Annotated in this window: 24 protein-coding genes, 2 tRNA genes and 1 pseudogene; 10 read left to right on the top strand and 17 right to left on the bottom strand. The window is 67.5% G+C overall.

Annotation, left to right across the window (positions count from 1 at the left end):
- Nucleotides 1-12: 12 nt before the first annotated feature.
- Nucleotides 13-708, bottom strand: coding sequence for a hypothetical protein (locus tag ABFX45_RS01045; protein WP_346126912.1), 696 nt, complete (start codon nucleotides 706-708; stop codon nucleotides 13-15).
- 102 nt (nucleotides 709-810) lie between these two features.
- Complete coding sequence (locus ABFX45_RS01040; RefSeq protein ID WP_109630171.1) at nucleotides 811-1,344, bottom strand: DUF2020 domain-containing protein; 534 nt, start codon at nucleotides 1,342-1,344, stop codon at nucleotides 811-813.
- A gap of 94 nt (nucleotides 1,345-1,438) precedes the next feature.
- Here ABFX45_RS01040 and ABFX45_RS01035 point away from each other — a divergent pair, with 94 nt between their 5' ends.
- Entirely contained in the window at nucleotides 1,439-1,831 is a 393-nt protein-coding gene (locus tag ABFX45_RS01035; RefSeq protein WP_109630168.1) for a DoxX family protein, read from the top strand.
- Between the two features lie 379 nt (nucleotides 1,832-2,210).
- Here the strand turns inward: ABFX45_RS01035 and ABFX45_RS01030 are convergent.
- The 11 genes and pseudogenes from ABFX45_RS01030 to dnaA form a co-directional block, all read right to left on the bottom strand.
- A tRNA-Ala gene (locus tag ABFX45_RS01030) sits at nucleotides 2,211-2,283 on the bottom strand.
- 34 nt (nucleotides 2,284-2,317) lie between these two features.
- A pseudogene (locus tag ABFX45_RS01025) lies at nucleotides 2,318-2,437 on the bottom strand (DLW-39 family protein); the annotation flags it as partial.
- A 125-nt stretch (nucleotides 2,438-2,562) separates the two neighbouring features.
- A tRNA-Ile gene (locus ABFX45_RS01020) sits at nucleotides 2,563-2,636 on the bottom strand.
- 70 nt (nucleotides 2,637-2,706) lie between these two features.
- Complete coding sequence (locus tag ABFX45_RS01015; RefSeq protein WP_428834066.1) at nucleotides 2,707-3,501, bottom strand: DUF3566 domain-containing protein; 795 nt, start codon at nucleotides 3,499-3,501, stop codon at nucleotides 2,707-2,709.
- A 187-nt stretch (nucleotides 3,502-3,688) separates the two neighbouring features.
- On the bottom strand, nucleotides 3,689-6,232 hold the full coding sequence (gene gyrA, locus ABFX45_RS01010; RefSeq protein ID WP_109630162.1) for a DNA gyrase subunit A: 2,544 nt from the start codon (nucleotides 6,230-6,232) through the stop codon (nucleotides 3,689-3,691).
- Nucleotides 6,233-6,287: 55 nt separating this feature from the next.
- Nucleotides 6,288-8,255: a DNA topoisomerase (ATP-hydrolyzing) subunit B gene (gyrB, locus tag ABFX45_RS01005; RefSeq protein WP_109630158.1), complete on the bottom strand. Its 1,968-nt coding sequence runs from the start codon at nucleotides 8,253-8,255 to the stop codon at nucleotides 6,288-6,290.
- Between the two features lie 228 nt (nucleotides 8,256-8,483).
- Nucleotides 8,484-9,017, bottom strand: coding sequence for a DciA family protein (locus ABFX45_RS01000; RefSeq protein ID WP_109630154.1), 534 nt, complete (start codon nucleotides 9,015-9,017; stop codon nucleotides 8,484-8,486).
- Between the two features lie 106 nt (nucleotides 9,018-9,123).
- Nucleotides 9,124-10,230, bottom strand: coding sequence for a DNA replication/repair protein RecF (gene recF / locus ABFX45_RS00995; RefSeq protein ID WP_109630150.1), 1,107 nt, complete (start codon nucleotides 10,228-10,230; stop codon nucleotides 9,124-9,126).
- Between the two features lie 3 nt (nucleotides 10,231-10,233).
- Nucleotides 10,234-11,148 (bottom strand): phosphogluconate dehydrogenase (NAD(+)-dependent, decarboxylating), encoded by a 915-nt coding sequence (gene gnd / locus ABFX45_RS00990; RefSeq protein ID WP_346126908.1) that lies wholly within the window; start codon nucleotides 11,146-11,148, stop codon nucleotides 10,234-10,236.
- Nucleotides 11,149-11,190: 42 nt separating this feature from the next.
- Entirely contained in the window at nucleotides 11,191-12,315 is a 1,125-nt protein-coding gene (dnaN, locus tag ABFX45_RS00985; RefSeq protein WP_109630142.1) for a DNA polymerase III subunit beta, read from the bottom strand.
- A 656-nt stretch (nucleotides 12,316-12,971) separates the two neighbouring features.
- Nucleotides 12,972-14,534, bottom strand: a complete 1,563-nt coding sequence (gene dnaA / locus ABFX45_RS00980; protein WP_109630139.1) for a chromosomal replication initiator protein DnaA — start codon at nucleotides 14,532-14,534, stop codon at nucleotides 12,972-12,974.
- A 349-nt stretch (nucleotides 14,535-14,883) separates the two neighbouring features.
- Between dnaA and rpmH the strand changes: the two genes are divergently transcribed.
- Genes rpmH through ABFX45_RS00955 form a run of 5 tightly spaced genes read left to right on the top strand, consistent with a single transcriptional unit; the run spans nucleotide 14,884 to nucleotide 17,253 of the window.
- Entirely contained in the window at nucleotides 14,884-15,027 is a 144-nt protein-coding gene (gene rpmH, locus ABFX45_RS00975) for a 50S ribosomal protein L34 (RefSeq protein ID WP_090060594.1), read from the top strand.
- A 26-nt stretch (nucleotides 15,028-15,053) separates the two neighbouring features.
- A complete protein-coding gene (gene rnpA / locus ABFX45_RS00970) occupies nucleotides 15,054-15,395 on the top strand; it encodes a ribonuclease P protein component (RefSeq protein ID WP_109630135.1) in 342 nt (113 codons plus the stop codon).
- Complete coding sequence (gene yidD, locus ABFX45_RS00965) at nucleotides 15,392-15,649, top strand: membrane protein insertion efficiency factor YidD (protein WP_346126904.1); 258 nt, start codon at nucleotides 15,392-15,394, stop codon at nucleotides 15,647-15,649. Before rnpA ends, yidD begins: the two co-directional genes overlap by 4 nt.
- Nucleotides 15,650-15,653: 4 nt before the next feature.
- Nucleotides 15,654-16,679, top strand: coding sequence for a membrane protein insertase YidC (yidC, locus tag ABFX45_RS00960; RefSeq protein ID WP_109630128.1), 1,026 nt, complete (start codon nucleotides 15,654-15,656; stop codon nucleotides 16,677-16,679).
- Nucleotides 16,680-16,737: 58 nt separating this feature from the next.
- Complete coding sequence (locus ABFX45_RS00955) at nucleotides 16,738-17,253, top strand: Jag family protein (RefSeq protein WP_428834065.1); 516 nt, start codon at nucleotides 16,738-16,740, stop codon at nucleotides 17,251-17,253.
- A 97-nt stretch (nucleotides 17,254-17,350) separates the two neighbouring features.
- On the opposite strand, the gene ABFX45_RS00950 is transcribed toward ABFX45_RS00955, so the two are convergent.
- A complete protein-coding gene (locus ABFX45_RS00950) occupies nucleotides 17,351-17,809 on the bottom strand; it encodes a protein-tyrosine phosphatase family protein (protein ID WP_346126899.1) in 459 nt (152 codons plus the stop codon).
- Between the two features lie 210 nt (nucleotides 17,810-18,019).
- Between ABFX45_RS00950 and rsmG the strand changes: the two genes are divergently transcribed.
- The 3 genes from rsmG to ABFX45_RS00935 all read left to right on the top strand — a co-directional run bounded on the left by rsmG (nucleotide 18,020) and on the right by ABFX45_RS00935 (nucleotide 20,594).
- On the top strand, nucleotides 18,020-18,667 hold the full coding sequence (rsmG, locus tag ABFX45_RS00945; protein WP_346126897.1) for a 16S rRNA (guanine(527)-N(7))-methyltransferase RsmG: 648 nt from the start codon (nucleotides 18,020-18,022) through the stop codon (nucleotides 18,665-18,667).
- A 92-nt stretch (nucleotides 18,668-18,759) separates the two neighbouring features.
- Entirely contained in the window at nucleotides 18,760-19,635 is an 876-nt protein-coding gene (locus ABFX45_RS00940) for a ParA family protein (RefSeq protein WP_233439242.1), read from the top strand.
- Nucleotides 19,632-20,594, top strand: a complete 963-nt coding sequence (locus tag ABFX45_RS00935) for a ParB/RepB/Spo0J family partition protein (protein WP_346126895.1) — start codon at nucleotides 19,632-19,634, stop codon at nucleotides 20,592-20,594. The genes ABFX45_RS00940 and ABFX45_RS00935 overlap by 4 nt, the downstream gene beginning before the upstream one ends.
- Nucleotides 20,595-20,742: 148 nt before the next feature.
- Here the strand turns inward: ABFX45_RS00935 and ABFX45_RS00930 are convergent, their stop codons facing one another.
- Both ABFX45_RS00930 and ABFX45_RS00925 read right to left on the bottom strand, forming a co-directional pair.
- A complete protein-coding gene (locus tag ABFX45_RS00930) occupies nucleotides 20,743-21,687 on the bottom strand; it encodes a D-alanine--D-alanine ligase family protein (RefSeq protein WP_109630108.1) in 945 nt (314 codons plus the stop codon).
- A 16-nt stretch (nucleotides 21,688-21,703) separates the two neighbouring features.
- Entirely contained in the window at nucleotides 21,704-23,020 is a 1,317-nt protein-coding gene (locus tag ABFX45_RS00925; RefSeq protein WP_112226421.1) for an aminotransferase-like domain-containing protein, read from the bottom strand.
- A 135-nt stretch (nucleotides 23,021-23,155) separates the two neighbouring features.
- On the opposite strand from ABFX45_RS00925, the gene ABFX45_RS00920 reads away from it, so the two are divergent.
- Nucleotides 23,156-23,788, top strand: a complete 633-nt coding sequence (locus tag ABFX45_RS00920; protein ID WP_109632971.1) for a GNAT family N-acetyltransferase — start codon at nucleotides 23,156-23,158, stop codon at nucleotides 23,786-23,788.
- Between the two features lie 49 nt (nucleotides 23,789-23,837).
- On the opposite strand, the gene ABFX45_RS00915 is transcribed toward ABFX45_RS00920, so the two are convergent.
- Nucleotides 23,838-24,977 (bottom strand): N-acetylmuramoyl-L-alanine amidase, encoded by a 1,140-nt coding sequence (locus ABFX45_RS00915; protein WP_109630101.1) that lies wholly within the window; start codon nucleotides 24,975-24,977, stop codon nucleotides 23,838-23,840.
- Between the last annotated feature and the right edge of the window lie 47 nt (nucleotides 24,978-25,024).

Raw genomic sequence — 25,024 nt, 5'->3', positions numbered from 1 at the left:
CGCGCGCTCGGATCAGTCGGGGGTGCGGCCGGGCTGCTTCCCGACCCGCACCGACATGACACGGACGACAGACGTCCAGGTCCGGCACGCCAGCAGACCGGGTTCGGTCGTGCGCATGGCGTGGCAAGTGCCGTTGAGCTCACCCCGGCGAGGAACGACAGGCGAAGTGTCGTTCTGCTGCCCGTTGGTGACGTTCGACGACGGCGGCGTCGAAGCCACCTCCGACACGATGACGTCGGAGGTGGCGGAGGGAGGAACCGGTTCGGTGCTGAACCGCGCCACCGGCGTGCTCGACGCCGGTGATCCCGAGTGGTCCTCGACGAGGCCCAGACGGGAAGAAACGGGTGCGACGACGTCGCCCTGCCGAAGAGCGGCCGGCGACACGAGCGGCAGTTCGGTGGCGAACTCGTGGAGCAGCCCGAGGCCGGTGTCCAGCGAGATCGGCACGACAGGAGCCGGCACTAGGCCACGTCCCGCGTCGAGCACACGGCTCTGCAGTTCGTCGGCCTTCGTCGCGTCGGCGACCGAACTGACCACAGCGGAGGTTGTCGTGGCGGTGACGGTCACGCCGTCCTCGATCACGTCTGCCCACGCTGGCGCAGACGTGATCACCGCTGCGGCGATGGCGCCTCCGACGACCAGCAGCGCACGGCGAAGGAGCCGCGGTAGGCGGCTGTCCTTCCCCAGTTGCCAGTCTTCGGCGTGCACCAAACCCTCACTGCAGATCAGTTGTTGACCTACATCATGCACGCCGAACGGCCCAACGCGTTACCGAAAACGCATTGATCACCACAAAGGGTGACCAAATTTTCAGATCTTGAGGTTGGTGATCGCGGTCTCGGCGATGCGACGAGCCTTGATCGACTGCTTCTGGTTGCTCGTCACGACCACCGCGGCGTCACCTTTCGAGACGGCGTAGACGACACCGGTGTCGTTGCTGACGTAGCCTCCTGTCCACCCGGCGGGTGAGGTCGCGGGCTGTGAACCGTCCGGCGCGGCCTCGTTCACGATCGTCTTGGCGATACGCGCGTCACCGACGTACACCCGAACGGTCAACTGGACTTCCGTCGCATTGGCGTAGAAGAAGCACGCTGGATGAGGCGCGTCCGTTGACAGTTTCACTTTCGGTACGCGCTGCCCGTTCGCCTCGGCAACGAAGCTCGTCGCGAGGTACGGGCAGGCGCCGTCCTTCTCGGGCTGCGGCGCGGGCGGCACTGTCGGAGCCGCGCTGGTAGTGGTCGTGACCTGCTGGGTCTGAGTCGTCGGAACCGGCACGTTCTGGGCGACATCAGGGCCGCACGCGGCGAGGACGCCGAGCAGGGGCAGCAACAGTGCTCGTTTCATAGGAGCAACAGTCAACCAGACCGCGAAAGTGCCTTGAGCGGCAGACTAGGTGATTGATCAACTTCTTCATCCCTGCCCGGAAGGACCACTCGCCATGCAGTTTCTTGAGCAACGACGAGACCAGGCTTTGGCCCTGTTCCGGATCGTGATCGGCGTCTTCTTCCTGATCCACGGCGTGCAGAAGCTCCTCAAGGGTGCGTCGCTGCTCTCCTGGCCGTCAGGCCCCGCCAGCCTCATCGAGCTGATCGGCGGTGCCCTGATCGTGATCGGGTTGTGGACACGCTGGGCGGCGCTGATCAGTTCCGGCGCCATGGCCTACGCCTACTTCGTGGTGCACCAGCCGCGCGGCCTGTTGCCGATCCAGAACGGCGGCGAGCTGGCGGCCGTCTACTCCTGGGCGTTCCTGCTCCTCGTGTTCACAGGCGCCGGCGCCTGGAGCATCGACAAGCTCCGCGAGTCGTCCAAAAAATCCTTGGCCAACGCCTGACCAAGCCACACCCAGAAGCCCTGTTCGCAACCCAGCGAACAGGGCTTCACCTTCAACTGCAGCTCCAACCGCCGCAACCGTCTCGCAGAGAACCGCAGCGATGGAGATCGCCGAGAAGAGCATCCGCTGGCTCAAGCCGGGTCAACGGCAGGCAGCGCTAGCGGTAAGCAGCGGTAGCGGTGAGCATCCAAGAAGGATTCAAGAGCGTCTAGCGCGTTCAGCTCAGATGAGGCCTGCCGAAGCCGAAGGCGAGGCGGCCGGGGGTCTGGGGGCTTGCCCCCGGCTGGGGTCTGGGGGCTCGGCCCCCAGAAAACACGGCGGGTGAGGCATTGGTCGGCGCTTTCTGCCGACATACCTCACCCGACGAGCGTAAAGCCTATGGAGACGAGGGGAATCGAACCCCTAACCCCCGCCTTGCAAAGGCGGTGCTCTGCCAATTGAGCTACGTCCCCGAAGATCCGGGGCGGCAAGCCGCCCGCGAGATCAGTCAGTGGGGGCGGTGGCCTCGCGCCAGAGGTCCGCGTCGGCCTTCGCCGAACGGTTGCGCTTCACGAAGAACAGGACCGCACCGGCAACCACGACGAGTGCGATGATCTTCTTAGCCACTGGAAACCCCTCCAAGACTGTTAATGCCCCGACCTACCGCACCAGCCTACAGGCTTTGCGAGACTTGGGCCGGGGCTCTGGGATGCATCCCAGACAGAACGATGATGATTCGAAAGTAAATCGAGTGGGCCTAGGAGGACTTGAACCTCCGACCTCTTCATTATCAGTGAAGCGCTCTAACCGCCTGAGCTATAGGCCCTCGATCATCACCCCTTGGGGCAACGAGGAAGACCTTACAGGATCGTCCTTCGCTGCCCCAAATCAGGGGGTCACTCCCGCTCGGAGAGCGTCAACTCCAAGCCACCGGCCAAGTCCGCGGACACGTTGTAGACGAACGCGCCGACGGTCGCGAGGGCGGTGAAGAGCACGATGTTGACCGCGCCGATGATCGCCGAGACGCCGAACACGCGGCCGGCACTGATCAGCGGCTCGCCCGGCTCGTTGGCCTGGAGCAGGTCGTTCGCGGTGCTGTTGATCTTGTCCCACACGCCCATGCCGTGCAGCACGCCGTAGAGCACACCGACCGCCACCAGCCAGACGAAGAACAGCGCGACGCCGAGCACCAGGGCGAGCTTGAGCACCGACCACGGGTCGACGCGCTTCACCTGGAGGGAGGCGCGGCGCGGGCCGCGACCGGGGCGGCGGGCCGACGGGGTGGCCGCGGCGGGACGGGCTCCCCCGTTGCCGAGGTTCACCGACGTGCGGCTGCTGCCCAGGCCCGTCGGCACGGCCGAGCCCGTGACCACGGGCTTCTGCACCTTGACGGTGTCCGGGTCGGTCGACGGGAACGCCGGCTCGGAGGACGGAACGGGCGGCGCGGCCGGAGCCACGTACGCCTGGGTCGAGTCCTGCTGGGTGGCTTCCGTGTCGTTCGTCACGCGCTGCCAGGGCGGCGGCGCGGAGACGACGACCGGCTCCTCGGCGACAGGCGCGACCGGCTCGGCGGCAGGCGTCGGAGCAGGCGCGGGAGCAGGCGTCTCGACCGAGACGGTCTTCTCCTCGGCAGGCGTCGGAGCAGGCTTCTCAGCGGGCGCGGCGGCCTCTGCCGCCTTCTCCGCCGACACCGGCTTCGTCTTGTCCTGCGCGTTCCCACCCGAGGAACCGGAGGCCGCCGGCGCGGCCGAGTCCGCCTTCTTCGCGTCGGTCTGCGAAGCCGGCTTGGTGATCACCGCGGTCTTGTCCGCGTCCCGACCTTCGCGGTTCTCGGGTGGAGTCACGAGCTGTCCTTAGCCTCTCGCTAGCAAGTTCCGACTACTCAGCCGAGTCGGTGGGGGTGACTGCCTGGTCGGCGGCAGAGTCCTCCGCGGCAGACGTCTCACCGTTAGTGACGTCGCTGGGCTCGTCCGCGTTGCGTGCGACGGCGATCAAAGTGGTGCTTTCGCCGAGGTTCATCAGCCGCACGCCCTTCGTCTGCCGTCCAGCCTTGCGCACCTGCTCGGCTCGGGTCCTGATGACCCCGCCGCTCGAGGTGATGGCGTAGAGCTCGTCGTCGACGTCGACGATGAGCGCGCCCACCAGCCTGCCACGTCGGCGGTCGTGCTGAATGGTCAGCACACCCTTGCCGCCCCGACCTTGGACCGGGTAGTCCTCGATCGGCGTTCGCTTCGAGTACCCACCGTCGGTTGCGACCAAAACGAAGAGTCCTTCTTGGACGACGCCCACCGAGAGCAGCTCGTCGTCGGCGTTGAACCGCATGCCCTGCACGCCTGACGTGGCTCGCCCCATCGGGCGCAGCACGTCGTCGGTCGCGTGGAAGCGGATCGACTGGCCGTCCGCGGACACCATCAGCAGGTCGTCGTCCGCCGAGCAGAGCACGGCTCCGACCAGCTCGTCGTCCTCGCGCAGGTTGATGCCGATAAGACCACCTGATCGGTTGGAATCGAAGTCGGAAAGCTTCGACTTCTTCACCAGACCCTTGCGGGTGGCGAGCACGAGGTACGGCGACACCTCGTAGTTCTTGATCTGGATGACCTGCGCGATCTCCTCGTCCGGCTGGAACGCGAGGAGGTTCGCGACGTGCTGACCGCGTGCATTCCGGTTGGCTTCCGGCAGCTCGTACGCCTTCGTGCGGTACACGCGGCCCTTGTTCGTGAAGAACAGGATCCAGTCGTGCGTCGAACACACGAAGAAGTGCGCGACGATGTCGTCCTGCTTGAGCTGTGCGCCCTGGACGCCCTTGCCGCCGCGCTTCTGCGCCCGGTAGAGGTCGGTCTTGGTGCGCTTGGCGTAGCCGGTGCGCGTGATCGTGACGACCACGTCCTCGACCGCGATCAGGTCCTCCATGGACACGTCGCCGTCGAACGGGATGATCTTCGTGCGGCGGTCGTCGCCGTGCTTCTCCACGATCGCCAGGAGCTCCTCGCGCACGATGGCGCGCTGCCGCTCCGGCTTTTCGAGGATGTCCTTGAGATCCGCGATCTCCAGCTCGATCTCGGCCAGCTGGTCGATGATCTTCTGGCGCTCCAGGGCGGCCAGGCGGCGGAGCTGCATCTCCAGGATCGCGTTGGCCTGGACCTCGTCGACGTCGAGGAGCTCCATCAGGCCCGTGCGCGCGATGTCCGGCGTCTCCGACCGGCGGATCAACGCGATCACGGCGTCGAGCTGGTCGAGCGCCTTCACCAAGCCGCGCAAGATGTGCGCGCGCTCTTCGGCCTTGCGCAGGCGGAACCTGGTGCGCCGCTGGATGACCTCGATCTGGTGCTTCACGTAGTGGCGGATCATCTGGTCGATCCGCAACGTGCGCGGCACGCCGTCGACCAGCGCCAGCATGTTGACGCCGAACGAGTACTGCAGCTGGGTGTGCTTGTAGAGGTTGTTCAGCACGACCTTGGCCACCGCGTCGCGCTTGAGCGTGATCACGATGCGCATGCCGATGCGGCGGTTCGACTCGTCCGCGATGTTCGCGATGCCGGTGAGCTTGGCGTCGCGGACCAGCGCGGCGATGTTCTCGACCAGGTTGTCCGGGTTGACCTGGTACGGCAGTTCGGTGACGACCAGGATCGTGCGGCCCTTGGCGTCCTCGTCCACCTCGACGACGGCGCGCATGCGGACCGAGCCGCGGCCGGTGCGGTACGCGTCCTCGATGCCGGAGGTGCCGAGAATCTGGCCGTACGTCGGGAAGTCCGGCCCCTTGATCCGCGCGATCGTGGCCTCGAGGGTCTCCTCGTCGGAGGCCTCGTGGTTGTCCAGCGCCCACACCACCGCGTCCGCGACCTCGCGCAGGTTGTGCGGCGGGATGTTGGTCGCCATGCCGACCGCGATGCCCGAGCTGCCGTTGATCAGGAGGTTCGGGATGCGCGACGGGAGGACGACCGGTTCCTGGATGCGGCCGTCGTAGTTGTCGCGGAAGTCGACGGTCTCTTCCTCGATGTCGGCCAGCATGTGCATGGCCAGCGGGGAGAGCCGGCACTCCGTGTACCGCATGGCGGCGGCGGGGTCGTTGCCCGGCGAGCCGAAGTTGCCCTGGCCGTCGATCAACGGGTAGCGCAGCGCCCACGGCTGGGCGAGACGCACCAACGCGTCGTAGATCGCCGAGTCACCGTGCGGGTGGTAGTTGCCCATCACGTCGCCGACGACACGAGCGCACTTGTTGTAGCCGCGGTCGGGACGGAAACCGGAGTCGAACATCGAGTACAGCACCCGCACGTGCACGGGCTTCAACCCGTCGCGCACGTCCGGCAGCGCGCGACCCACGATGACGGACATCGCGTAGTTGATGTACGAGTTCTGCATCTCCTGCTGGATCTCGACCGGCTCGATGCGGTCGTGCTCCGGCGGCAGAGTCGTCTCGGTCACTGTTCTCTTTCCTTCTCGCCAGAAACGCCAGGGTGCCTAGAAGCCAAGACCGGACTCAGATGTCCAGGAACTTGATGCTCTTGGCGTTGCGGGTGATGAACGAACGGCGTGCCTCGACGTCCTCGCCCATGAGCACGCTGAACAGCTCGTCGGCGGTGGCTGCGTCGTCCATGGTGACCTGGCGCAGGATCCGGTTGGCCGGGTCCATCGTGGTCTCCCACAGCTCCTCGGCGTTCATCTCGCCGAGACCCTTGTACCGCTGGATGTTGTCTTCCTTGCCGAGCCTCTTGCCGGACGCGAGGCCGTCCTTGATCACGGCGTCGCGCTCGCGGTCGGAGTAGGCGTACTCGGGCTCTGCCCGCTGCCACTTGATCTTGTAGAGCGGCGGCTGCGCGAGGTAGACGTGGTTGTGCTCGATGAGCGGCTGCATGAAGCGGAACAGCAGCGTGAGCAGCAGCGTGCGGATGTGCTGGCCGTCGACGTCGGCGTCGGCCATCAGCACGATCTTGTGGTAGCGCAGCTTCGACAGGTCGAACTCGTCGTGGATGCCGGTGCCGAGCGCCGTGATCAGCGACTGGACCTCGGTGTTCTTCAGAACACGGTCGATGCGGGCCTTCTCGACGTTGATGATCTTGCCGCGGATCGGCAGGATCGCCTGGTACATCGAGTCCCGCCCCTCCTTGGCTGACCCGCCGGCGGAGTCACCCTCGACGATGTAGAGCTCGCAGCGCTCCGGCTCGGTCGAACGGCAGTCCTTGAGCTTGCCGGGCAGGCCGCCGATGTCGAGCGCGCCCTTGCGGCGCACCAGCTCGCGGGCCTTGCGCGCGGCGATGCGGGCCTGCGCCGACGACACCGACTTGGTGACGATGGCCTTGGCCTCGTTGGGGTGACGCTCGAACCAGTCGGCCAGGTGCTCGTTCGTCGACTTCTGCACGAACGACTTCGCCTCGCTGTTGCCCAGCTTGGTCTTCGTCTGGCCCTCGAACTGGGGCTCCTTGAGCTTCACCGAGATGATCGCCGCGAGACCCTCGCGGATGTCGTCACCGGTGAGGTTCGCGTCCTTCTCCTTGAGGAGCTTCTTCTCGCGCGCGTACTCGTTGACGACTCGCGTCAGCGCGGCGCGGAAGCCCTCCTCGTGCGTGCCGCCCTCGTGCGTGTTGATCGTGTTCGCGAAGGTGTAGACCGAGGCCGTGTAGCCGGTGTTCCACTGCATCGCGACCTCGACCTGGAGGTCCTCGCCCTGCGCCTCGAAGCCGATCACCTTCTGGTGCACGGCCTCGCGCGTGTGGTTGATGTGGCGGACGAAGTCCTCCAGACCACCGGGGTAGTGGAAGACGCGCTCCTTCACAGCGGCCTTGTGGCCCTCGGCGTCGGCTTCCTCGTCCTCGTCCGAGACCCGCTCGTCACGCAGGATGATCGTGATCCCCTTGTTGAGGAACGCCATCTCCTGCAGGCGGCGCGCGATCGTCTCGACGTTGTACTCGGTGGTCTCGAAGATCTCGGGGTCGGCCCAGAACGTGACCGAGGTGCCCGTCTCGGTCGTCGGCGCGCCCTTCTCGAGCGGCGTCGGCTTGGCGTTCTCGTAGCGCTGGGTCCAGGTGAAACCCTTGTGCCTGATCTCCAGGTCGACAGCCGTGGACAGCGCGTTGACCACCGAGATGCCGACGCCGTGCAGACCGCCGGACACCGCGTACGAGTCGCTGTCGAACTTGCCGCCCGCGTGCAGCTTGGTCATGACGACCTCGACGGTCGGGATGCCCTCGACCGGGTGGATGTCGGTCGGGATACCACGACCGTCGTCGATCACCCGGACGCCGCCGTTGGCCAGCAGGGTGACGTCGACTGTCGTCGCGTAACCGGCCATCGCTTCGTCGACCGAGTTGTCCACGACCTCCTGGACCAGGTGGTGCAGACCGCGCTCGCCGGTCGAGCCGATGTACATGCCCGGCCTCTTGCGCACTGCCTCGAGGCCTTCGAGGACGGTGATCGAGGACGCGCCGTACTCATTCTTCTTAGCTGACACGGGCCTGGAGTCTCCTCGCTGATGCGGGCAGAACCCGCACGATGATGGGTGACGCTCCCCGTGATTCTACCGGGGCACCCCGACAGAACGGGGCCAAGGACACCTTTGATTCGGTCACAGACGCCCTCAACTCGCCCCAGATGGGTGCGGACGGCTGAAACGGGGGTTCAAATCCGCAGGTGAACGCTCATTGAGCCGCAGAATCGCCGCTGAGGCCTTGACAGGACCTCACCCGTAGGTGTCACGCGGACCGCGCCCAGGAACGTGCCTGGGGCCGTGTCGCCAGTTCGGAGCGTCCGGACCCTTGATCTTGAGCCGTTTGACGACGCCGTGACCGACCCCTGCGGCGATCCGCTTGAGCAGGTCGCGCTGCAGCAGGCGCAGCTGAGTGGCCCACGCCGTCGACGACGCCTGGACCGTCAGTTCCCCGTCACTGAGCGCGATCGGTTTCGCGTGCTCGGCGACGTCCTCTCCCACTAATTTTGCCCATCGGCCGAAGACCTGGCCACCCTGAAGTTGCTCGACCCAGCCCCGGTCGGCGGCGATCCGCGACGCGATCCGCCCGATCGTCTGGGGGTCGCGGTCGTCGGGGCCCGGACCCGACCAGCGGCGCCGGCGGCGGTTGACCGGGCGGCCCTTCGACTTGCTGCCGGGGGTGCGTCCGCGGGCCTTCGCGCTCGCCTTCGCGGCTTCGAGAGCGGCTCGTGCGAGGTCAGAACCCTTCAGTGGCTCACCCTCAGGTGTGAATGAACCTGTGGACAAGTCCGGATTTGTGACGGAGTTATCCACACCATCCACAGACTTGTCCCCAGATGTGTGGGCGGACACACCCGATCGAGCTACATGTTGGGGATCTGAAGCCTGTGAGTCAGACACGTCGTACCTCCCCGCCGTGCACCTCGAACCGGGCACCGCTCAGCTCCTCGGGAACGTCCTCCGCCACCGCCGCGGTGATCAGCACCTGCTCGGCGGCGGCCGCGACCTTCGCCAGCTGCTGCCGCCGGCCGCGGTCGAGCTCCGCGAAGACATCGTCCAGCACGAGGACCGGTTCGATGCCGTCGACACGCATCAACTCGTACCCGCCGAGCCTCAGCGCGAGCGCGAACGACCATGACTCTCCGTGACTGGCGTACCCCTTCGCGGGAAGTTCGCCGAGCGTGAGGTCGAGGTCGTCGCGGTGCGGGCCGACGAGGCACACGCCGCGTTCGATCTCCTGCCGCCGCACCCTGTCGAGCTCGGCGAGCAACAGGTCCTCGATGCTCTCCTTGTCCTCCGGCAGTTCACCGACGCTCGACCGGTACGAGATGAGCGCCGGCCGTGACTCCGGAGCGACCTCCGCGTACGCCGAGGTCACGTGGTCCGCCATGTCGCGGACCAGCTTCATCCGCGCGGCCAGCAGCTCCGCGCCGTGCTTGGCGAGGTGCCCGTCCCACACGTCGAGCGTCGACAGATCCGCCGATCGTGAATGCTTCACCGTCTTCAACAACGCGCTGCGCTGCTTCAGGACACGGTCGTAGTCGCTGCGAACGCCGGCGAACCGCGGCGCGCGCAACACCAGCATCTCGTCGAGGAACCGCCGCCGGTCACCCGGATCGCCTCGCACAAGAGAGAGGTCCTCCGGTGCGAACAACACAGTGCGCAGAATCCCGAGCACGTCACGCGGACGTGGGACCGGACCGCGGTTGATCCGCGCCCGGTTCGACTTGCCCGCGGTGATCTCGAGCTCGACGAGCAGCTCGCGGTCGTCGTTGACCACGGCCGTCCGCACGACGGCGCGCTGAGCACCGTGCCGGATCAGCGGTGCGTCCGTGGCGACGCGGTGCGAGCCCAGCGTCGCCACGTACCCGATCGCCTCGACCAGGTTCGTCTTGCCCTGGCCGTTGCGCCCGACGAGCACCGAGACGCCGGGCTCGAACGCCAGGTCCGCGAGCTCCCACGACCGGAAGTCGCTGACCTGGAGATGTCTGACGTGCACCCGCTAGCCCTGGGTGCTGCCCGAACCGGACGACGGACCTGCGAGGTGCACCGAGTGGCCACCGAACTGGTTGCGCAGCGCGGCAACGGCACGCATCGCCGGCGAGTCCTCCTGGCGGGAGGTGAACCGGGCGAACAGCGCGGCGGAGATCACCGGGAGCGGCACCGCGTTGTTGATGCCCTCCTCGACGGTCCACCGGCCCTCACCGGAGTCCTCGACGTAACCGCGAAGATCGTCGAGCTCCGGGTCCGACTCGAGCGCGCGCACCAACAGGTCGAGAAGCCACGACCGCACAACGGTTCCGCGCTGCCACGCCGAGATCACCGCGGGCACGTTGTCCACGACGTCGGTCTTGTCGAGCAGTTCGAAGCCCTCGGCGTACGCCTGCATCAGGCCGTACTCGATGCCGTTGTGCACCATCTTCGAGTAGTGGCCGGCGCCGACCTTGCCCGCGTGCGCGAAGCCTTCCTCGCGCGGACCCTCCGGACGCAGCGCGTCGAAGATCGGCATCGCCTGCTCGACGTGCTTCGCGTCGCCACCGACCATCAGCGCGTAGCCGTTGTCGAGACCCCACACGCCACCGGACACGCCGCAGTCGAGGTAGCCGATCTCCTTCTCCGCCAACAGGTCCGCGTGGATGCGGTCGTCGGTGAACTTGGAGTTGCCGCCGTCGATCACCAGGTCGCCGGGCTCCAGCAGCTCGGACAGCTCCTTCACCGTGTTACGGGTGATGTCGCCCGCGGGCACCATGACCCACACCACGCGCGGCGCCTCGAGCTTGGAAACCATGTCCGCCAACGACTCCGAGTCGCTGACCTCCGGGTTGCGGTCGTAGCCGATCACCTCGTGACCGGCTCGACGCACCCGCTCGCGCATGTTGAAACCCATCTTGCCGAGGCCGACGAGTCCGAGCTGCACGGTGTTCTCCCCTAAACGTTTTCTCGTTACCCGGTAAGAGTTTTAGCCGGGCAGGCGAACGGGCATCAGGAGGTACAGGTAGCCCGGCGCCACGTTCCCATCCTCGTCCACCGGCTTGAGGAGTGCCGGTCGGCTGGGTGTGGTGAAGGACAAGTGGACACGGGGAGTGCGGACCGCGCCGAGACCGTCGAGGAGGTACCCGGGGTTGAACGCGATCGTCACCGGGTCGCCGGTGTACTCGACCGGCAGCTCTTCCTCGGCCGAACCCTCGTCGTCGCCACCGGCGGACAGGCGCAGGCCGCCGTCCACGAACTCGAGGCGCACCTGCGTGCCGCGCTCGGCGACGAGCGAGACGCGCTTGATCGCCTGCGTCAGCGCGTCGATGTCGATGATCGCCGCAGCCGAGTGCTCGCTCGGCAGCAGCTGGCGGTACTTCGGGAAGTCCGCGTCGAGCAGGCGGGTCGTGGTGCGCTTGCCGGAACCGGACAGACCCAGCAGACCGTCGTTCGCCGCGAGCGACATCTCGACCTTGCCGCCGGACGAGCCGAGCGTCTTGGCCGCGTCGCCGAGCGTGCGGGCCGGGACGAGCACCGCGACCTCGCCGAGGGTGGCGTCCGGCTCCCACGGGAACTCGCGCATCGCGAGCCGGAACCGGTCGGTGGCGACGAGGGTCAGCTTGCCCTCGCCGATCTCGACGCGCACACCGGTCAGCATCGGGAGCGTGTCGTCCTTGCCGGCCGCGACGGCGACCTGGGAGACGGCCTCACCGAAGACCTCGCCGGGAAGCTCACCGATGAGCTGCGGCATCGACGGCAGCGCCGGGTAGTCCTCGACCGGCATCGTCGGGAGGCTGAACCTCGCGCTGCCACAGCTGATCATCATGCGAGCGCCGTCGACCGCGATCTCGACCGGGTGGTTCGGGAGCGCCTTGGTGATGTCGGCGAGCAGCCGGCCGGAGACCAGCGCGCGGCCACCGTCGGCGATCGTCGCCGGAACACCGACCTGGGCCGAGACCTCGTAGTCGAATCCGGAGACCGTCAGCGAGTCGTCCGACTCCGCGTCGAGCAGCACGCCGCCCAGCACGGGGACCGGCGGGCGGGACGGAAGGCTGCGGGCGACCCAGGCGACAGCGTCGGCGAGGCCGTCGCGTTCGACGCGGATCTTCATGAGGCGTCCTTTCCTCGACAGTCGACAAGCCCAACCACGACAACACGCCAGTGGGGGTTAGGGAGCCTCGCCTCGGCTGACCCGAGGTGCGGAGCAACCACGTTAGAGCGTCCTGGCCCTTCCCGTCACTTCGGGGTTCGGGCACCGATCCCCGGGAGCTGTCCCCCGCTGTTTTGCTTTGAAGTTCTTCTTGGAAGAGATCAAACAGCAGTAACAGTAAGGGCTGTGGATTGTGTGGACTGCCGTTAAACGCGCAGGTCGGGACACCATCGTCCATGTGGACTAAGGGGGGATGGCACCCGGGGACAGATCGGCGCACCCGGGGACAGCTGGTTGTGCACACCTCTCGATCCACAGATCGTCCACAGTTGTCCCCGGGTGCGTCCCCGGGTGCGGGCCAGTTGTACCCGGGTGTTCAACAGGCTTCTGTGGCCAGATCGTGGCCTGGGTCTCAAACTTTTCTGGTTGTCCCCACCCCTTCGAGTGCGGTGGGCGAGCAGTAAGCCCCTCCACGTGTCCGGGCAGGCTCGATTCCACCCGGGTTCGAGCGCGCGCGTACGGGCCGTGCGCCGGTTGCGTGCCGTGGGAACCCGTTGTGCATGAACGAAAAAAGGGGCCCTCCGCGGTGGAGGACCCCTCGTCGTACCCGGGTTGGATCAGGGAGCGTGGCGGGCGCGCTGCTTGATCCGGGACGTCAGCTCCTGGACCTGGTCGTAGATCCGCCGGCGCTCCGCCATCTCCTTGCGGATCTTCTTGTCCGCGTGCATCACCGTCGTGTGGTCGCGGCCGCCGAACGTCTGCCCGATCTTCGGCAGCGACAGGTCGGTCAGCTCGCGGCACAGGTACATGGAGATCTGCCGAGCCTGGGCGAGCGCCTTCGTCTTACCCGGGCCGCAGAGGTCGTCGATCGTGACGCCGAAGAACTCGGCGGTGACCGCCATGATCGTCGGCGCGGTGATCTCCGGTGCGTGCGAGTCGGGGATCAGGTCGCGCAGGACGATCTCGGCGAGCTGGACGTCGACCGGCTGGCGGTTGAGCGACGCGAACGCCGTGACGCGGATGAGCGCGCCCTCGAGCTCGCGGATGTTCCGCTCGATGCGGGCGGCGATGAACTCCAGCACCTCGGCCGGGGCCGCGAGCCGGTCCTGCGCCGCCTTCTTGCGGAGGATCGCGATCCGGGTCTCCAGCTCTGGCGGCTGGATGTCCGTGATCAGGCCCCACTCGAACCGCGTGCGCAGGCGGTCCTCCAGCGTCTCCAGCCGCTTGGGCGGCCGGTCGCTCGACACCACGATCTGCTTGTTCGTGTTGTGGAGCGTGTTGAACGTGTGGAAGAACTCCTCCTGCGTACCTTCCTTGCCCTCCAGGAACTGGATGTCGTCGACGAGCAGCACGTCGATGTCCCGGTAGCGGCGCTGGAAGGCGACCTTGCGGTCGTCGCGCAGCGAGTTGATGAAGTCGTTGGTGAACTCCTCGGTCGACACGTACCGCACGCGCATGCCGGGGAACAGGCGCTGGGCGTAGTGCCCGACGGCGTGCAGCAGGTGCGTCTTGCCGAGGCCGCTCTCACCCCAGATGAAGAGCGGGTTGTAGGCGCGGGCGGGCGCTTCGGCCACCGCGACGGCGGCGGCGTGAGCGAACCGGTTGGAGGCGCCGATGACGAACGTGTCGAAGTTGTACTTCTCGTTCAGCCTGGTCTGCGACGGCGACGGGTTGGCCGGCCTGGTGAACGGGGTGCCCACGTTGGCAGGCGCGCCGGCGGCGGTGTTCGCAGAGTTGAAGGTCGGCCAGATCTCGGTGACGGCGGCGAGCGCGTCGCCGGCTTCGTCGACCTCGTCCGAGTCGCCTTCCGCGGCCTGGTCGGTGGTTTCTTCGGTGAGCACCGGAACGGCCGCGTCACCGTTGGGGATGCCCGGCACCGCCTGCACCGGGATGGGCGTGGTGGGCGGGCTCACCGGTTCCGGCGAGTCGACCTTCACCGCGAGCGAGACCGTGCGGCCGAGCCTGCGGGACAGGGCGTCGGTGATCGGGTCGCGCAGTGCGCGTTCGATCGCCTCTTTCGCGAAGTCGCTCGGAGCCGCGAGCAGGGCGGTCCCGTCCAGCAATCCGATGGGACGGGTGACCCTCATCCACGCGCGTTGCTGAGGGGACAGGTGGCTCGTGGCGAGCTCCTGCACCACTTCGGCCCACACGAGACCAAGGTCGACCTGCTGGTTCGACACCTCCGCGCTCCCCTCCCCTCCGCCGGAGCCCAAGACTCCACATGTGGACACGGAGAATAGAGGCATCCACAGAGTTATCCACAACTGTGCACTAAACGGTGCGTTGTGTTACCGGTACGGTGGCGGCTCCCACGCCAGCTCCGGCATGCGCGAGGGAAGAACGGTAACAAGGCCTGCCACGCCTCACAAGACGTGGCATCGGCCACCCCGATTTGGTCGTGGCACCCGGGCGTGCGTACTCTCGTACGAGTCTCCCGCTTGCGACGGGCGCCTTTCGCGCGCCTACGTCCACTGCCGTCGGGGACAACCACCAGGCTTTGTAAGCAGTGAAGCACCGGGAGAACCGACCGTGAGCAAGGGTAAGCGCACCTTCCAGCCCAACAACCGCCGCCGCGCGAAGACGCACGGCTTCCGGCTGCGCATGCGCACCCGCGCCGGCCGCGCCATTCTGGCGGCGCGCCGTAGCAAGGGCCGTGCCCGCCTGTCCGCCTGATCGCGGCTGGTAAGCGCAGCGTCGTCGTGCTACCACCGGCCGCCCGGCTCACCCGCAGCCAGGACTTCGGCCTGGTGGTCCGCCGAGGCCGCCGCGCCGGACGACCCCGGTTGGTCGTCCACGCCTTGACGCCAGACGTGCCCACCTTGGATTCGTCCAAGGTGGGCTTCGTCGTGAGCAAGACAGTTGGCAACTCGGTGGTCCGCCACCGCGTGTCCCGGCGACTGCGCCACGTCGTGCGCGCTCAGCTCGAATCGCTACCGCCGGGAACTCTCGTCGTCGTACGAGCGTTGGCACCGGCAGCCGAGGCGTCGAGCTCGGAGCTCGCCGCCGACTTCTCCTCCGCTCTGCGCAAGGTGCTGCGATGACCACGTTGCCCGCGAAGGTCGCGCTGCTGCCGGTGCACTTCTACCGGCGCTTCATCTCACCGCTGCTGCCGCCCACGTGCCGCTTCTACCCCAGCTGCAGCGCGTACGCGGTGAAAGCCCTGACCGTCCACGGTGCGCTGCGTGGAACCTGGCTGACGATCCGCCGGTTGCTGCGCTGCGGACCCTGGCACCCTGGAGGCCTGGACCCCGTTCCGCCCAAGCGGCAGGTCCCCGACGTATCCACCGAGGAGTAGCTCCGTGCTCAACTTCATCTACTACCCGGTGTCCTTCATCTTGTGGTGTTGGCACTGGGTGTTCGGCAAGGTCTTCGGTGAGTCGAGCGGCTTCGCCTGGGCACTGGCCGTGATCTTCCTGGTCTTCACCCTCCGCGCCATCCTCTTCAAGCCGTTCGTCGGCCAGGTGCGCTCCATGCGGAAGATGCAGGAGTTCGCGCCGGAGATGCAGAAGATCAAGAAGAAGTTCCCGAACGACCGCCAGCGCCAGGCGCAGGAGATGCAGAAGCTGCAGTCCGAGCACGGCGTAAACCCGCTCGGCGGCTGCCTGCCGATGCTGGTGCAGATCCCGGTGTTCATCGGTCTGTTCCACGTGCTGCGCTCGTTCAAGCCCGGCTGGGGCGAGGTCTACTTCTTCGACAAGCAGGGCGTCGACTCGTTCGTCAACGCCAAGCTCTTCGGCACGAACCTCTCGACGTTCATCACGATGCCCGCCGACCAGCTGGCCCAGTACGGCACGGAGCGCCTGAACGTCATCCTGCTGTCGGTGCCACTGATGATCGTGGCGTCCATCGCGACCCACTTCACGGCCCGCCACTCGGTCGCCCGTCAGAACCAGGCCGCGCTGGACAACCCGCAGACGGCCATCATGAACAAGCTGACGCTCTGGATCTTCCCGGTGGGTGTCCTCGTCGGTGGCTTCTTCTTCCCCGTCGCGATCCTGCTGTACTGGCTTTCCAACAACGCCTGGACGCTCGGCCAGCAGCACATCGTCTACAAGCGCATCGACGCCGAGGAAGAAGAGAAGAAGACGACGACCGCGACCACCCGCCAGGCGCTCGCGCCGAAGCCGGGCGCGAAGCCGGTCAACCCGAAGAAGCCGGCGCCGGGCGCCAAGCCCGCCAACGGAGCCAAGCGCATGCCGACCGCGGGCCCCGGTGGCTCTTCGTCGTCATCGGACGGCGCCAACGGCAGCTCCAACACCGAGATTCCCGGCCTGACCCCAGGCCGATCCACCAGCAAGAAGCCGGGCAGCAAGAAGCGCCGCTGATTTCGGGCGTTTGCCCCGGAGAGGAGACATCGTGTCGGAGACCTTGCAGGCGACCGACGTGGAGGCGTCGTCGTCGGACGAGGCCGAGCCGCAGTCGCAGAGCAAGACCGAGGAACTGCTCGTCCAGGAAGGCGACATCGCGGGTGACTACCTCGAGCGTCTGCTGGACCTGCTCGACTACGACGGCGACATCGACCTGGACGTCGAGGGTGGTCGCGCGATCGTCAGCATCGACGGCGGCGAGGACCTGTCCAAGCTCGTCGGCCCCCGCGGAAACGTCCTCGAATCGCTCCAGGAGCTCACCCGCCTGGCCGTGCAGCAGGAGACGGGCGTTCGCTCCCGCCTGATGCTCGACATCGCGCAGTGGCGTGCGGGCCGTCGCGCGGAGCTGGCCGAGCTCGGGCGCTCGACCGCCGAGAAGGTGCTGGCCTCTGGTGAGCGCGCTCGGCTGCACCCGATGACGCCGTTCGAGCGCAAGGTCGTGCACGACGCCGTCGCCGCGATCGCGGGTGTGCACAGCGAGAGCGAGGGTGAGGAGCCGCAGCGACGGGTCATCATCTTCCCCAAGCCCTGACGGGTTCTGCTTTCTCGAACGGCCCCTGGTTCCGATGGGAACCAGGGGCCGTTCGCTTTGTCCGGGAGTGCCGACAAGTCGACATGACGTCAGGGGGTCACTGTTCCACGTGAAACCGTCCATCCCGGGACGCCCACCACGTAGCCAGCCACGTCTCTTGGTCCCCCGTGTCCGGCACCGGGAACCCGCGAGCCGCTGAGATCAACGCCCAGGCCGACTCCGGCTCGACTCCGTCCATCCCCAGCAGCAGAGCCGCCAGCAACGACGACCGTCCGATCCCGGCCCAGCAGTGGAACACCACGTGCGCCCCGCGCTGGTACTGCGAGTAGAGCGCCGCCACCGGCTCGACCACTTCCAGTCCGAGCGGCGCCGTGCGGTCCTCGATCGGCACGCACACGAACGACAGTCCCGCCGCGGTGACGACAGCCGCCTGTTCCTCCAGCTCACACTCGGCTCGCTCGGGGTCGGTCTGAGCGGACACGAGGACGTCGACCCCGAGCCGACGCAGCCCGCGAACGTAGGGCTCCAGGAGAGCGCCGCCTGGCGGGTGAGACATCGTCGAGACGGTCCCAGGACCCGGATGAGAGACCGTGTAGATGGTCGGACGCAACTTTCCCCCAAGTTTCACGTGAAACGGCGCTCAGGATTTGGCGGAGCGCACGGTCGATCCGTCATGATGGTGCCCTGGCATTCGCCAGCTTTTCCACCCGGCCGCCGGAAAGCCGCCGCCGCGTGGTTTCACGTGAAACGCTCACGGACGGAGAACATGGCCGGGGAGTTGCCCGACAGCGCGAAGCTCGTCTTCGGTGAGCACGTTGACCGTGCCGCCGGGTTCGTCAGGCTCCTGGAGGAGCACGGCGTCGAGCGCGGACTTATCGGTCCCCGCGAAGTCGACAAGATTTGGGATCGGCACGTGCTCAACTCGGCGGTGATCGAGGAGCTGTTCCAGCGGAACGAGCGCGTGGTCGACGTGGGTTCGGGAGCGGGGCTTCCGGGTGTGCCGCTGGCGATCGCGCGGCCCGACCTGAGGATCACCCTCCTGGAGCCGATGGCGCGCCGCGTCGCGTGGCTGGAGGAGGTCACAGACCGCCTCGAGTTCGACAACGTGACAGTGGTCCGCGGGCGAGCCGAGGAAGGGCCGATCCGCGCACAGCTGAAGAACTGCGACGTGGTGACCGCCCGGGCGGTGGCTCCGTTGGAGAAGCTCGCGAGGTGGTGCCTTCCGCTCCTCAAGGGTGGTGGGCGGATGGTGGCGCTCAAGGGTGAGCGCGCGCAGGAGGAACTGGACCGCGACGGTGTCGCCGTGGAACGCGCTGGGGGCGTCAACGGCAGGGTCGTCGTCGTGGGAGCGGACGTACTTGAGGTGCCGACGACGGTGCTGATCGTCGAGCGCCAGACGAGAAGGGATCGGTGAGCGTGTACCCGGAGTTTCAAGCAGCCGATGTTCCACGTGAAACCGAACCCCAGCAGAAGCCGAAGCCGACCAACAACGGAGATGACAGCGCCGTGGTGTGGACCCCGATTGCAGAAGAGGCGGCTCGTGCGGCAAGCGTGCTGCACCCCGACGAGTCACTGCTCCCCCGACCTACACACCGCCGGGTGATCACGGTCGCGAACCAGAAGGGCGGCGTGGGCAAGACGACGAGCACGGTGAACCTCGCTGCGGCCCTCGCGATCCACGGGCTCAAGACCCTGGTGATCGACCTCGACCCGCAGGGCAACGCCAGCACGGCGCTCGCCGTTGAGCACCGCTCCGGCACGCCGTCGGTCTACGAGGTGCTCATCGGCGAGATCTCCATCGCCGAGGCGGCTCAGGTCAGCCCGACGTCTCCGAACCTCTTCTGCGTGCCCGCGACGATCGACCTCGCCGGCGCCGAGATCGAACTCGTTTCGATGGTGGCCCGCGAGTCGCGGCTCAAGGAGGCGCTCTCCCCCGAGGCGCTCGACCAGCTGCAGCCCGACTACGTCTTCATCGACTGTCCGCCCAGCCTCGGCCTGCTGACCGTCAACGCGATGGTCGCGGCCCAGGAGGTGCTGATCCCGATCCAGTGCGAGTACTACGCGCTGGAGGGTCTGAGCCAGCTGCTGCGCAACATCGAGCTCGTGCAGCAGCACCTCAATCCGGACCTCGGCATCTCGACGATCCTCCTCACGATGTACGACGGCCGCACCAAGCTCGCCGACCAGGTGACCAGCGAGGTGCGCAGTCACTTCGGCGACACGGTCCTGAAGACCGTCATTCCACGCAGCGTGAAGGTCTCCGAGGCGCCAGGATTCGGTCAGACGGTGCTGACGTACGACCCGGGCTCGCGCGGGTCGATGAGCTACCTCGACGCCGCCAAGGAGATCGCCGTGCGTGGGGCCAAGGAGGAGGGCGCATGACGGAGCAGCGCAAGGGCGGACTCGGGCGCGGCCTGGCCGCATTGATCCCGCAGGGTCCTCCGCCCGGTGCGCCCAGCACCATCCGGCCCGCCGCGGCCGGCAACGGCTCGGGCGCCAAGCCGCAGCCGGTGGGTGAGGTCGCGGGGGCGGTCTACCGGGAGATCGCGGTCACCGCGATCAAGACCAACCCCAAGCAGCCGCGCCAGGTGTTCGACCAGGACGCGATCGACGAGCTGTCGTTCTCCATCAAGGAGTTCGGGCTCATGCAGCCGATCGTGGTCCGGGAGCTCGGCGGCGACGCCTACGAGCTCGTCATGGGCGAGCGGCGGTGGCGGGCAACCCAGCAGGCCGGGCTCAAGACCATCCCGGCGATCGTGCGGCAGACCGGCGACGACGTGATGCTGCGCGACGCGTTGCTGGAGAACATCCACCGCGTCCAGCTCAACCCGCTTGAAGAAGCGGCGGCGTACCAGCAGCTGCTGGAGGAGTTCGGCGTCACGCACGAGCAGCTCGCGGACCGCATCGGACGCAGCCGCCCGGTCGTCACGAACACCATCCGGCTGCTGAAGCTCCCTCTCCCCGTGCAGCGACGGGTGGCGGCGGGCGTGCTGAGTGCCGGCCATGCTCGTGCGCTGCTCGGCTTGGACGACGCCGGCATGCAGGAGGACCTCGCGGCGAAGATCGTCGCTGAGGGCATGTCGGTCCGGGCGACAGAGGAAGCGGTGACGCTCGCCAAGAACGAGAAGCCCAAGAAGGAGAAGGCCGCTCCCCGCAAGCAGATGCACGCACCCGGTCTGCAGGAGCTCGCCGAGCGTCTCTCCGACAACTTCGACACCCGCGTGAAGGTCGAACTCGGGCAGCGAAAGGGCCGGATCGTCGTCGAATTCGGGTCAGTTGACGATCTTGAACGGATCATCGGACTGATGAGCCCAGAAGCGACAATTCGGACATCGGAGTAGGTCCATAGGATCACCCACGGGCCTTATGTCACGGTGACGATGACGCCCCGCAACATCAAGGTTGCGGGGCGTAACCATGTTCTGGATCAGTCGATGCACAAAAAAGCGCGGCACCGAGACGTCCGATGCCGCGCTTCTTCGTCGTGAGTCAGCGAGCGACAGCCCGCTCGATCAAGCCCGCGTAGATCTCACCCAACGACTGCCCGGCCGCCTCGACCGCCATCGGCAGAAGCGACGTCTCGGTCAGTCCCGGCGACACGTTCACTTCAAGGAAGTAGACGGTGCCGTCCTCGGCCACCACCGCGTCGGTGCGCGACACGTCCCGCAGCCCGAGCAACCGGTGTGCCGCCACCGCGAGCTCTCCGACCGCCTTGGCCGCCACCGCGTCCAACCGAGCCGGCGCGTGGAAGTCGGTCAGCCCCGCGGTGTACCGAGCGGTGTAGTCGTACACGCCGGTCTCCGGAACGATCTCGACAGCGGGCAGCGCCGTCGGGCCGTCCGGACCGTCGACCACGGTGACCGCCACCTCGACGCCCGAGATGAACTGCTCGGCCAGCACGGTGTCGCCGTACGCGAGACAGCCCACCATCGCGGCCGGGAGTTCGGCGGCGTCCCGCACCACCTGAGCGCCGAGTGCCGAGCCGCCCTGGTCCGGCTTCAGCATCAACGGCAGCCCCAGCGTCGAGACCATCGCGTCGAGCACCGGCTGGGCACCCAGCTCCCGGAACGTGGCGTGCGGCAGCACGACCCATTCCGGCGTCGTCAGCCCGGCACGAGCCAGCTCGGCCTTCGCGGTCGGCTTGTCCCACGCGCGACGGCACGCGCGCGAGTCGGTGCCCACGTACGGCACGCCGAGCATCTCCAGGATCGCCTGCACCGAACCGTTCTCACCCTCGCCGCCGTGCAGAGCGACGACGACGGCGTCCGGACGGTGGTCGCGAAGACGCGTCAGCAGCGAGGCGTCGGCGTCCCACTCCTCCACGGTCACGCCCGACGACCGCAGGGCAGCCGACAGCCGGCGACCGGAGCGGATCGAGACCTCGCGTTCGTGGGAGAGCCCACCGGACAGCACAGCGACCATGCGGTCAGCCACAGCAAAACTCCAAGGATCAGGCGGTGTCGGGCGACGGGGTCTGCGGGCCGGACAGCTGACGGCCGGGCGTCGCCCCGAACGTCGCGTGCAGCTGCATCTCATCCTCGATGACGTTCGCCAGGCGGCGGACGCCCTCCCGGATGCGCTCCGGCGTCGGGTAGCAGTACGAGATTCGCAGCTGGCGAGAACCGAAGCCGTCCGCGTAGAAACCGGTGCCGGACGCGTACGCCACACGGGCCGTCACGGCGCGGGGCAGCATCGCCTTCGTGTCGATGCCCTCGGGCACCGTCACCCAGACGTAGAAGCCGCCGTCGGGAATGTTCCACGTGGAACCTTGCGGCATGTGCTGCTCCAGGGCGGACACAGCCGCGTCCCGGCGCTCCCGGTACGCCTCGCGGTACGTCTTGATCTGACCCTTCCAGTCCTGGGTGGCCAGGTAGCGAGACACGATCATCTGGTTCAGCGTCGGCGGGCACAGCGTGGCCGACTCGGCCGCCAGCACCAGCTTCTCGCGCACCGCGTGGGGCGCCAGCACCCAGCCGACCCGCAGGCCGGCGGCGAACGTCTTGGAGAACGACCCGAGGTACACCACGTTGTCCGGGTCCATCGACCGCAGCGCCGGGTACGTCTGCCCGTCGAAGCCGAGCAGGCCGTACGGGTTGTCCTCCACGACCAGCACGCCGTACGACCGGCAGATCTCCAGGATCTCGGCGCGCCGCGACACCGCCAGCGTCACGCCGGCCGGGTTGTGGAAGTTCGGGATCGTGTAGAGGAACTTGACCCGCTGGCCTGCTCGTTTGCAGGCCTCGAGGGCTTCTCGCAGCAACGACGGCACGAGCCCCTCTGCGTCCATCGCCACGTGCACGACGTGCGCCTGGTACGCAGTGAAGGACCCGAGAGCGCCCACGTAGGACGGACCTTCGGCGATCACCACGTCACCGGGGTCGCAGAAGATCCGGGTGACCATGTCGAGGCCCATCTGCGAGCCGACGGTCACCACCACGTCGTCCGGGTGGCCGTTGATGCCCTCCATCGCCATCACGTCGCAGATCTGCTCGCGCAGCAACGGAACACCGTGCGCCGAGCCGTACTGCAGAGCGACGAGACCCTCGGTGGCGACGAGCTGACCGATCTCCGCGGACAGCGACTCCAGCGGCAGCGCGGCCAGGTGCGGCATGCCCCCGGCCAGCGACACGACCTCAGGACGCGATGCGACTGCGAAAAGCGCCCGGATCTCCGATGCCGTCATCCCTGCCGTGCGCGCTGCGTAGCGGCGGAGGTGGGGGTCAAGGCTTCTGGGGCCCTGCTTGGCCGGCTGTCCGGGCATCGTCATGGGGGACTCCTGAATGGGAAATGTCCCGAGCGAGTGTAACCGTCGTCCCGTTCAGGGCACGTACCTTCCGGGTTCCGTCACATTCGCCTACCCTCGTACGGGTTGAACTGTGCGTGCCGAGGGGTGGAGGTCGGGGTGTCGCGACGCGTTGTGGGCGTCACGCTGGACAACCTGGAGCATCTCTCCAAGCACAGCAGGACGTGCGTCTTTTGGGAGTTGGCCCCTCACCTGCGTGAACAGGCCGAGGAATACGGCGACACCGAATTCGAGAAGGAAGCCTGGGTCTCCAGCGTCCTGCTCGAATGGGGTTCGTGCGGTCGTCTCATCTACTGCGACGGCATTCCCGCCGGTTCGGTGTTCTACGCACCACCTGCCGCTGTTCCGCGCAGTGCCGCCTTCCCCACGTCCCCGGTCAGCCCGGACGCCGTCCTCATGACGTCGCTGGAGGTCCTTCCGGAGTTCCGAGGGGGAGGACTCGGGCGAGTGCTCGTCCAGGCCGTGGCGAAGGATCTGACGCGTCGTGGCGTGAAGGCCGTCGAGGCGTTCGGCGACATGCGTCCGGACGAGGAAGAGCGCAGTTGCGTCACGCCTGCGGAGTTCCTCACGAGCGTCGGTTTCAAAACCGTGCGGCCGCACCCGCGCTGGCCCCGGTTGCGCCTGGAGCTGCGCAGCGCCATCACGTGGAAGGAAGACGTCGAGGCCGCCCTCGAACGCCTCCTCAACAGCGTCACCGTCTCGACGGCGGAACCCAGCTTCCGTCCCGTCTGACCACACGAAAAAGGGCCCCTCGAAGGGGCCCTTTTTGTCATGCGGGAAATCAGCCCTTGGCCATCTCGTAGCGCAGCAGGTCGTTGAACGTGAACGTGCCCGTCGGCTGGTCGTCCTTGCCGAGCAGGTAGAGACGCTTCACGGCCACGAGGATGCCCTCGGCCACGATGTCGCGGAAACCAGGCGTCGCCAGGCGTCCGCGGTCCTCCGCGTTCGTCAGGTAGCCGACCTCGACGCGGACGGCCGTGCAGCGGGTGAGCCGCAGCAGATCCCACGTCTTCGGGTGCGTGCCGCAGTTCCGCATCGACGTGCGGGCGCTGACCTCGCGCTGAATGAACCCGGCGAGCGCCTCACCCACGGTCGACGACGTGCCGTTGCCGGTGCCGTAGTGGAACGTGGCCACGCCCTGCGCGTTCGGCGACGAGTTGCCGTCGCTGTGCAGCGACAGGATCAGGTCGGCGCCTGCCTCGTTGGCGAACCGGGCGCGCTCCGCCTCGTCCGGGCAGTTGTTCGGCCCGCGGGTGAGCAACGCCTCCATGCCGGTGGCGGCCATCTTGCCCTCCAGCCGGCGGGCCAGGTCCAGCATCAGGTCGGCCTCGGAGACACCGTCCACGATCACGCCGCGGTCCTGGCCGCCGTGACCGGGGTCGATGACGATCCGCTTGCCGGACAGCCGCGAACCGGCGTTGCGGACCCGTTCCTGCTCACGCAGCAGCACGGGACGGCCACCGCGGACCTTCGGCTGGAGCTGACGCAGTGCGCGCACGGTGTCCGGGCCGCACATGCCGTCCACGATCAGGCCGTAGTCCCGCTGGAAGTTCTTCAGCGCCTGCTCGGTCTGCTGGCCGAACACGCCGTTCGCGCGGCCGGCGTCGTAGCCGAGCTCCAGCAGGCGTTCCTGCAGCATCAGCACGTCGTCGCCGGTGGTCGGCTGCGACATCAGGTACGCGAGCGGCCGGTCCCCCAACCGGAACGTCGCGTCACGCAGCGCACGGTAGGTCGCCGGGCCGACGATGCCGTCGATGATCAGCCCCCGCTGCTGTTGGAACGCGCGCACGGCGTGCTCGACCTGCTGGTCGAACACCGGCGGCGCCTGGGGGTCGGTCGGCGGAAGCAGTCCGAGCCTGGTCAGGGTCGACCGGATCTCGGCAACATCACTTCCGACGTCCCCGCGGCGGAGCAGCTGCATGCACCCTCGCTCGACTAGGGCGCCGATCGTCGTCGGCGCGGTAGGTG

Origin of the sequence: Lentzea roselyniae (assembly GCF_039537795.1) — a bacterium.
Classification (GTDB): Bacteria; Actinomycetota; Actinomycetes; order Mycobacteriales; family Pseudonocardiaceae; genus Lentzea; species Lentzea atacamensis.
This window is presented reverse-complemented; position numbering and strand designations above follow the sequence as displayed.

Bases quoted from the DNA above. Each gene is read 5' to 3' on its own strand.
- dnaN (WP_109630142.1), bottom strand. From the start codon at position 12,315: ATGAAGATCCGCGTCGAACGCGACGGCCTCGCCGACGCTGTCGCCTGG.
- ABFX45_RS01040 (WP_109630171.1), bottom strand. From the start codon at position 1,344: ATGAAACGAGCACTGTTGCTGCCCCTGCTCGGCGTCCTCGCCGCGTGC.
- ABFX45_RS00935 (WP_346126895.1), top strand. From the start codon at position 19,632: ATGACGGAGCAGCGCAAGGGCGGACTCGGGCGCGGCCTGGCCGCATTG.
- ABFX45_RS00950 (WP_346126899.1), bottom strand. From the start codon at position 17,809: ATGTCTCACCCGCCAGGCGGCGCTCTCCTGGAGCCCTACGTTCGCGGG.
- yidD (WP_346126904.1), top strand. From the start codon at position 15,392: ATGACCACGTTGCCCGCGAAGGTCGCGCTGCTGCCGGTGCACTTCTAC.
- ABFX45_RS01035 (WP_109630168.1), top strand. From the start codon at position 1,439: ATGCAGTTTCTTGAGCAACGACGAGACCAGGCTTTGGCCCTGTTCCGG.
- rsmG (WP_346126897.1), top strand. From the start codon at position 18,020: ATGGCCGGGGAGTTGCCCGACAGCGCGAAGCTCGTCTTCGGTGAGCAC.
- ABFX45_RS00915 (WP_109630101.1), bottom strand. From the start codon at position 24,977: ATGCAGCTGCTCCGCCGCGGGGACGTCGGAAGTGATGTTGCCGAGATC.
- ABFX45_RS00925 (WP_112226421.1), bottom strand. From the start codon at position 23,020: ATGACGATGCCCGGACAGCCGGCCAAGCAGGGCCCCAGAAGCCTTGAC.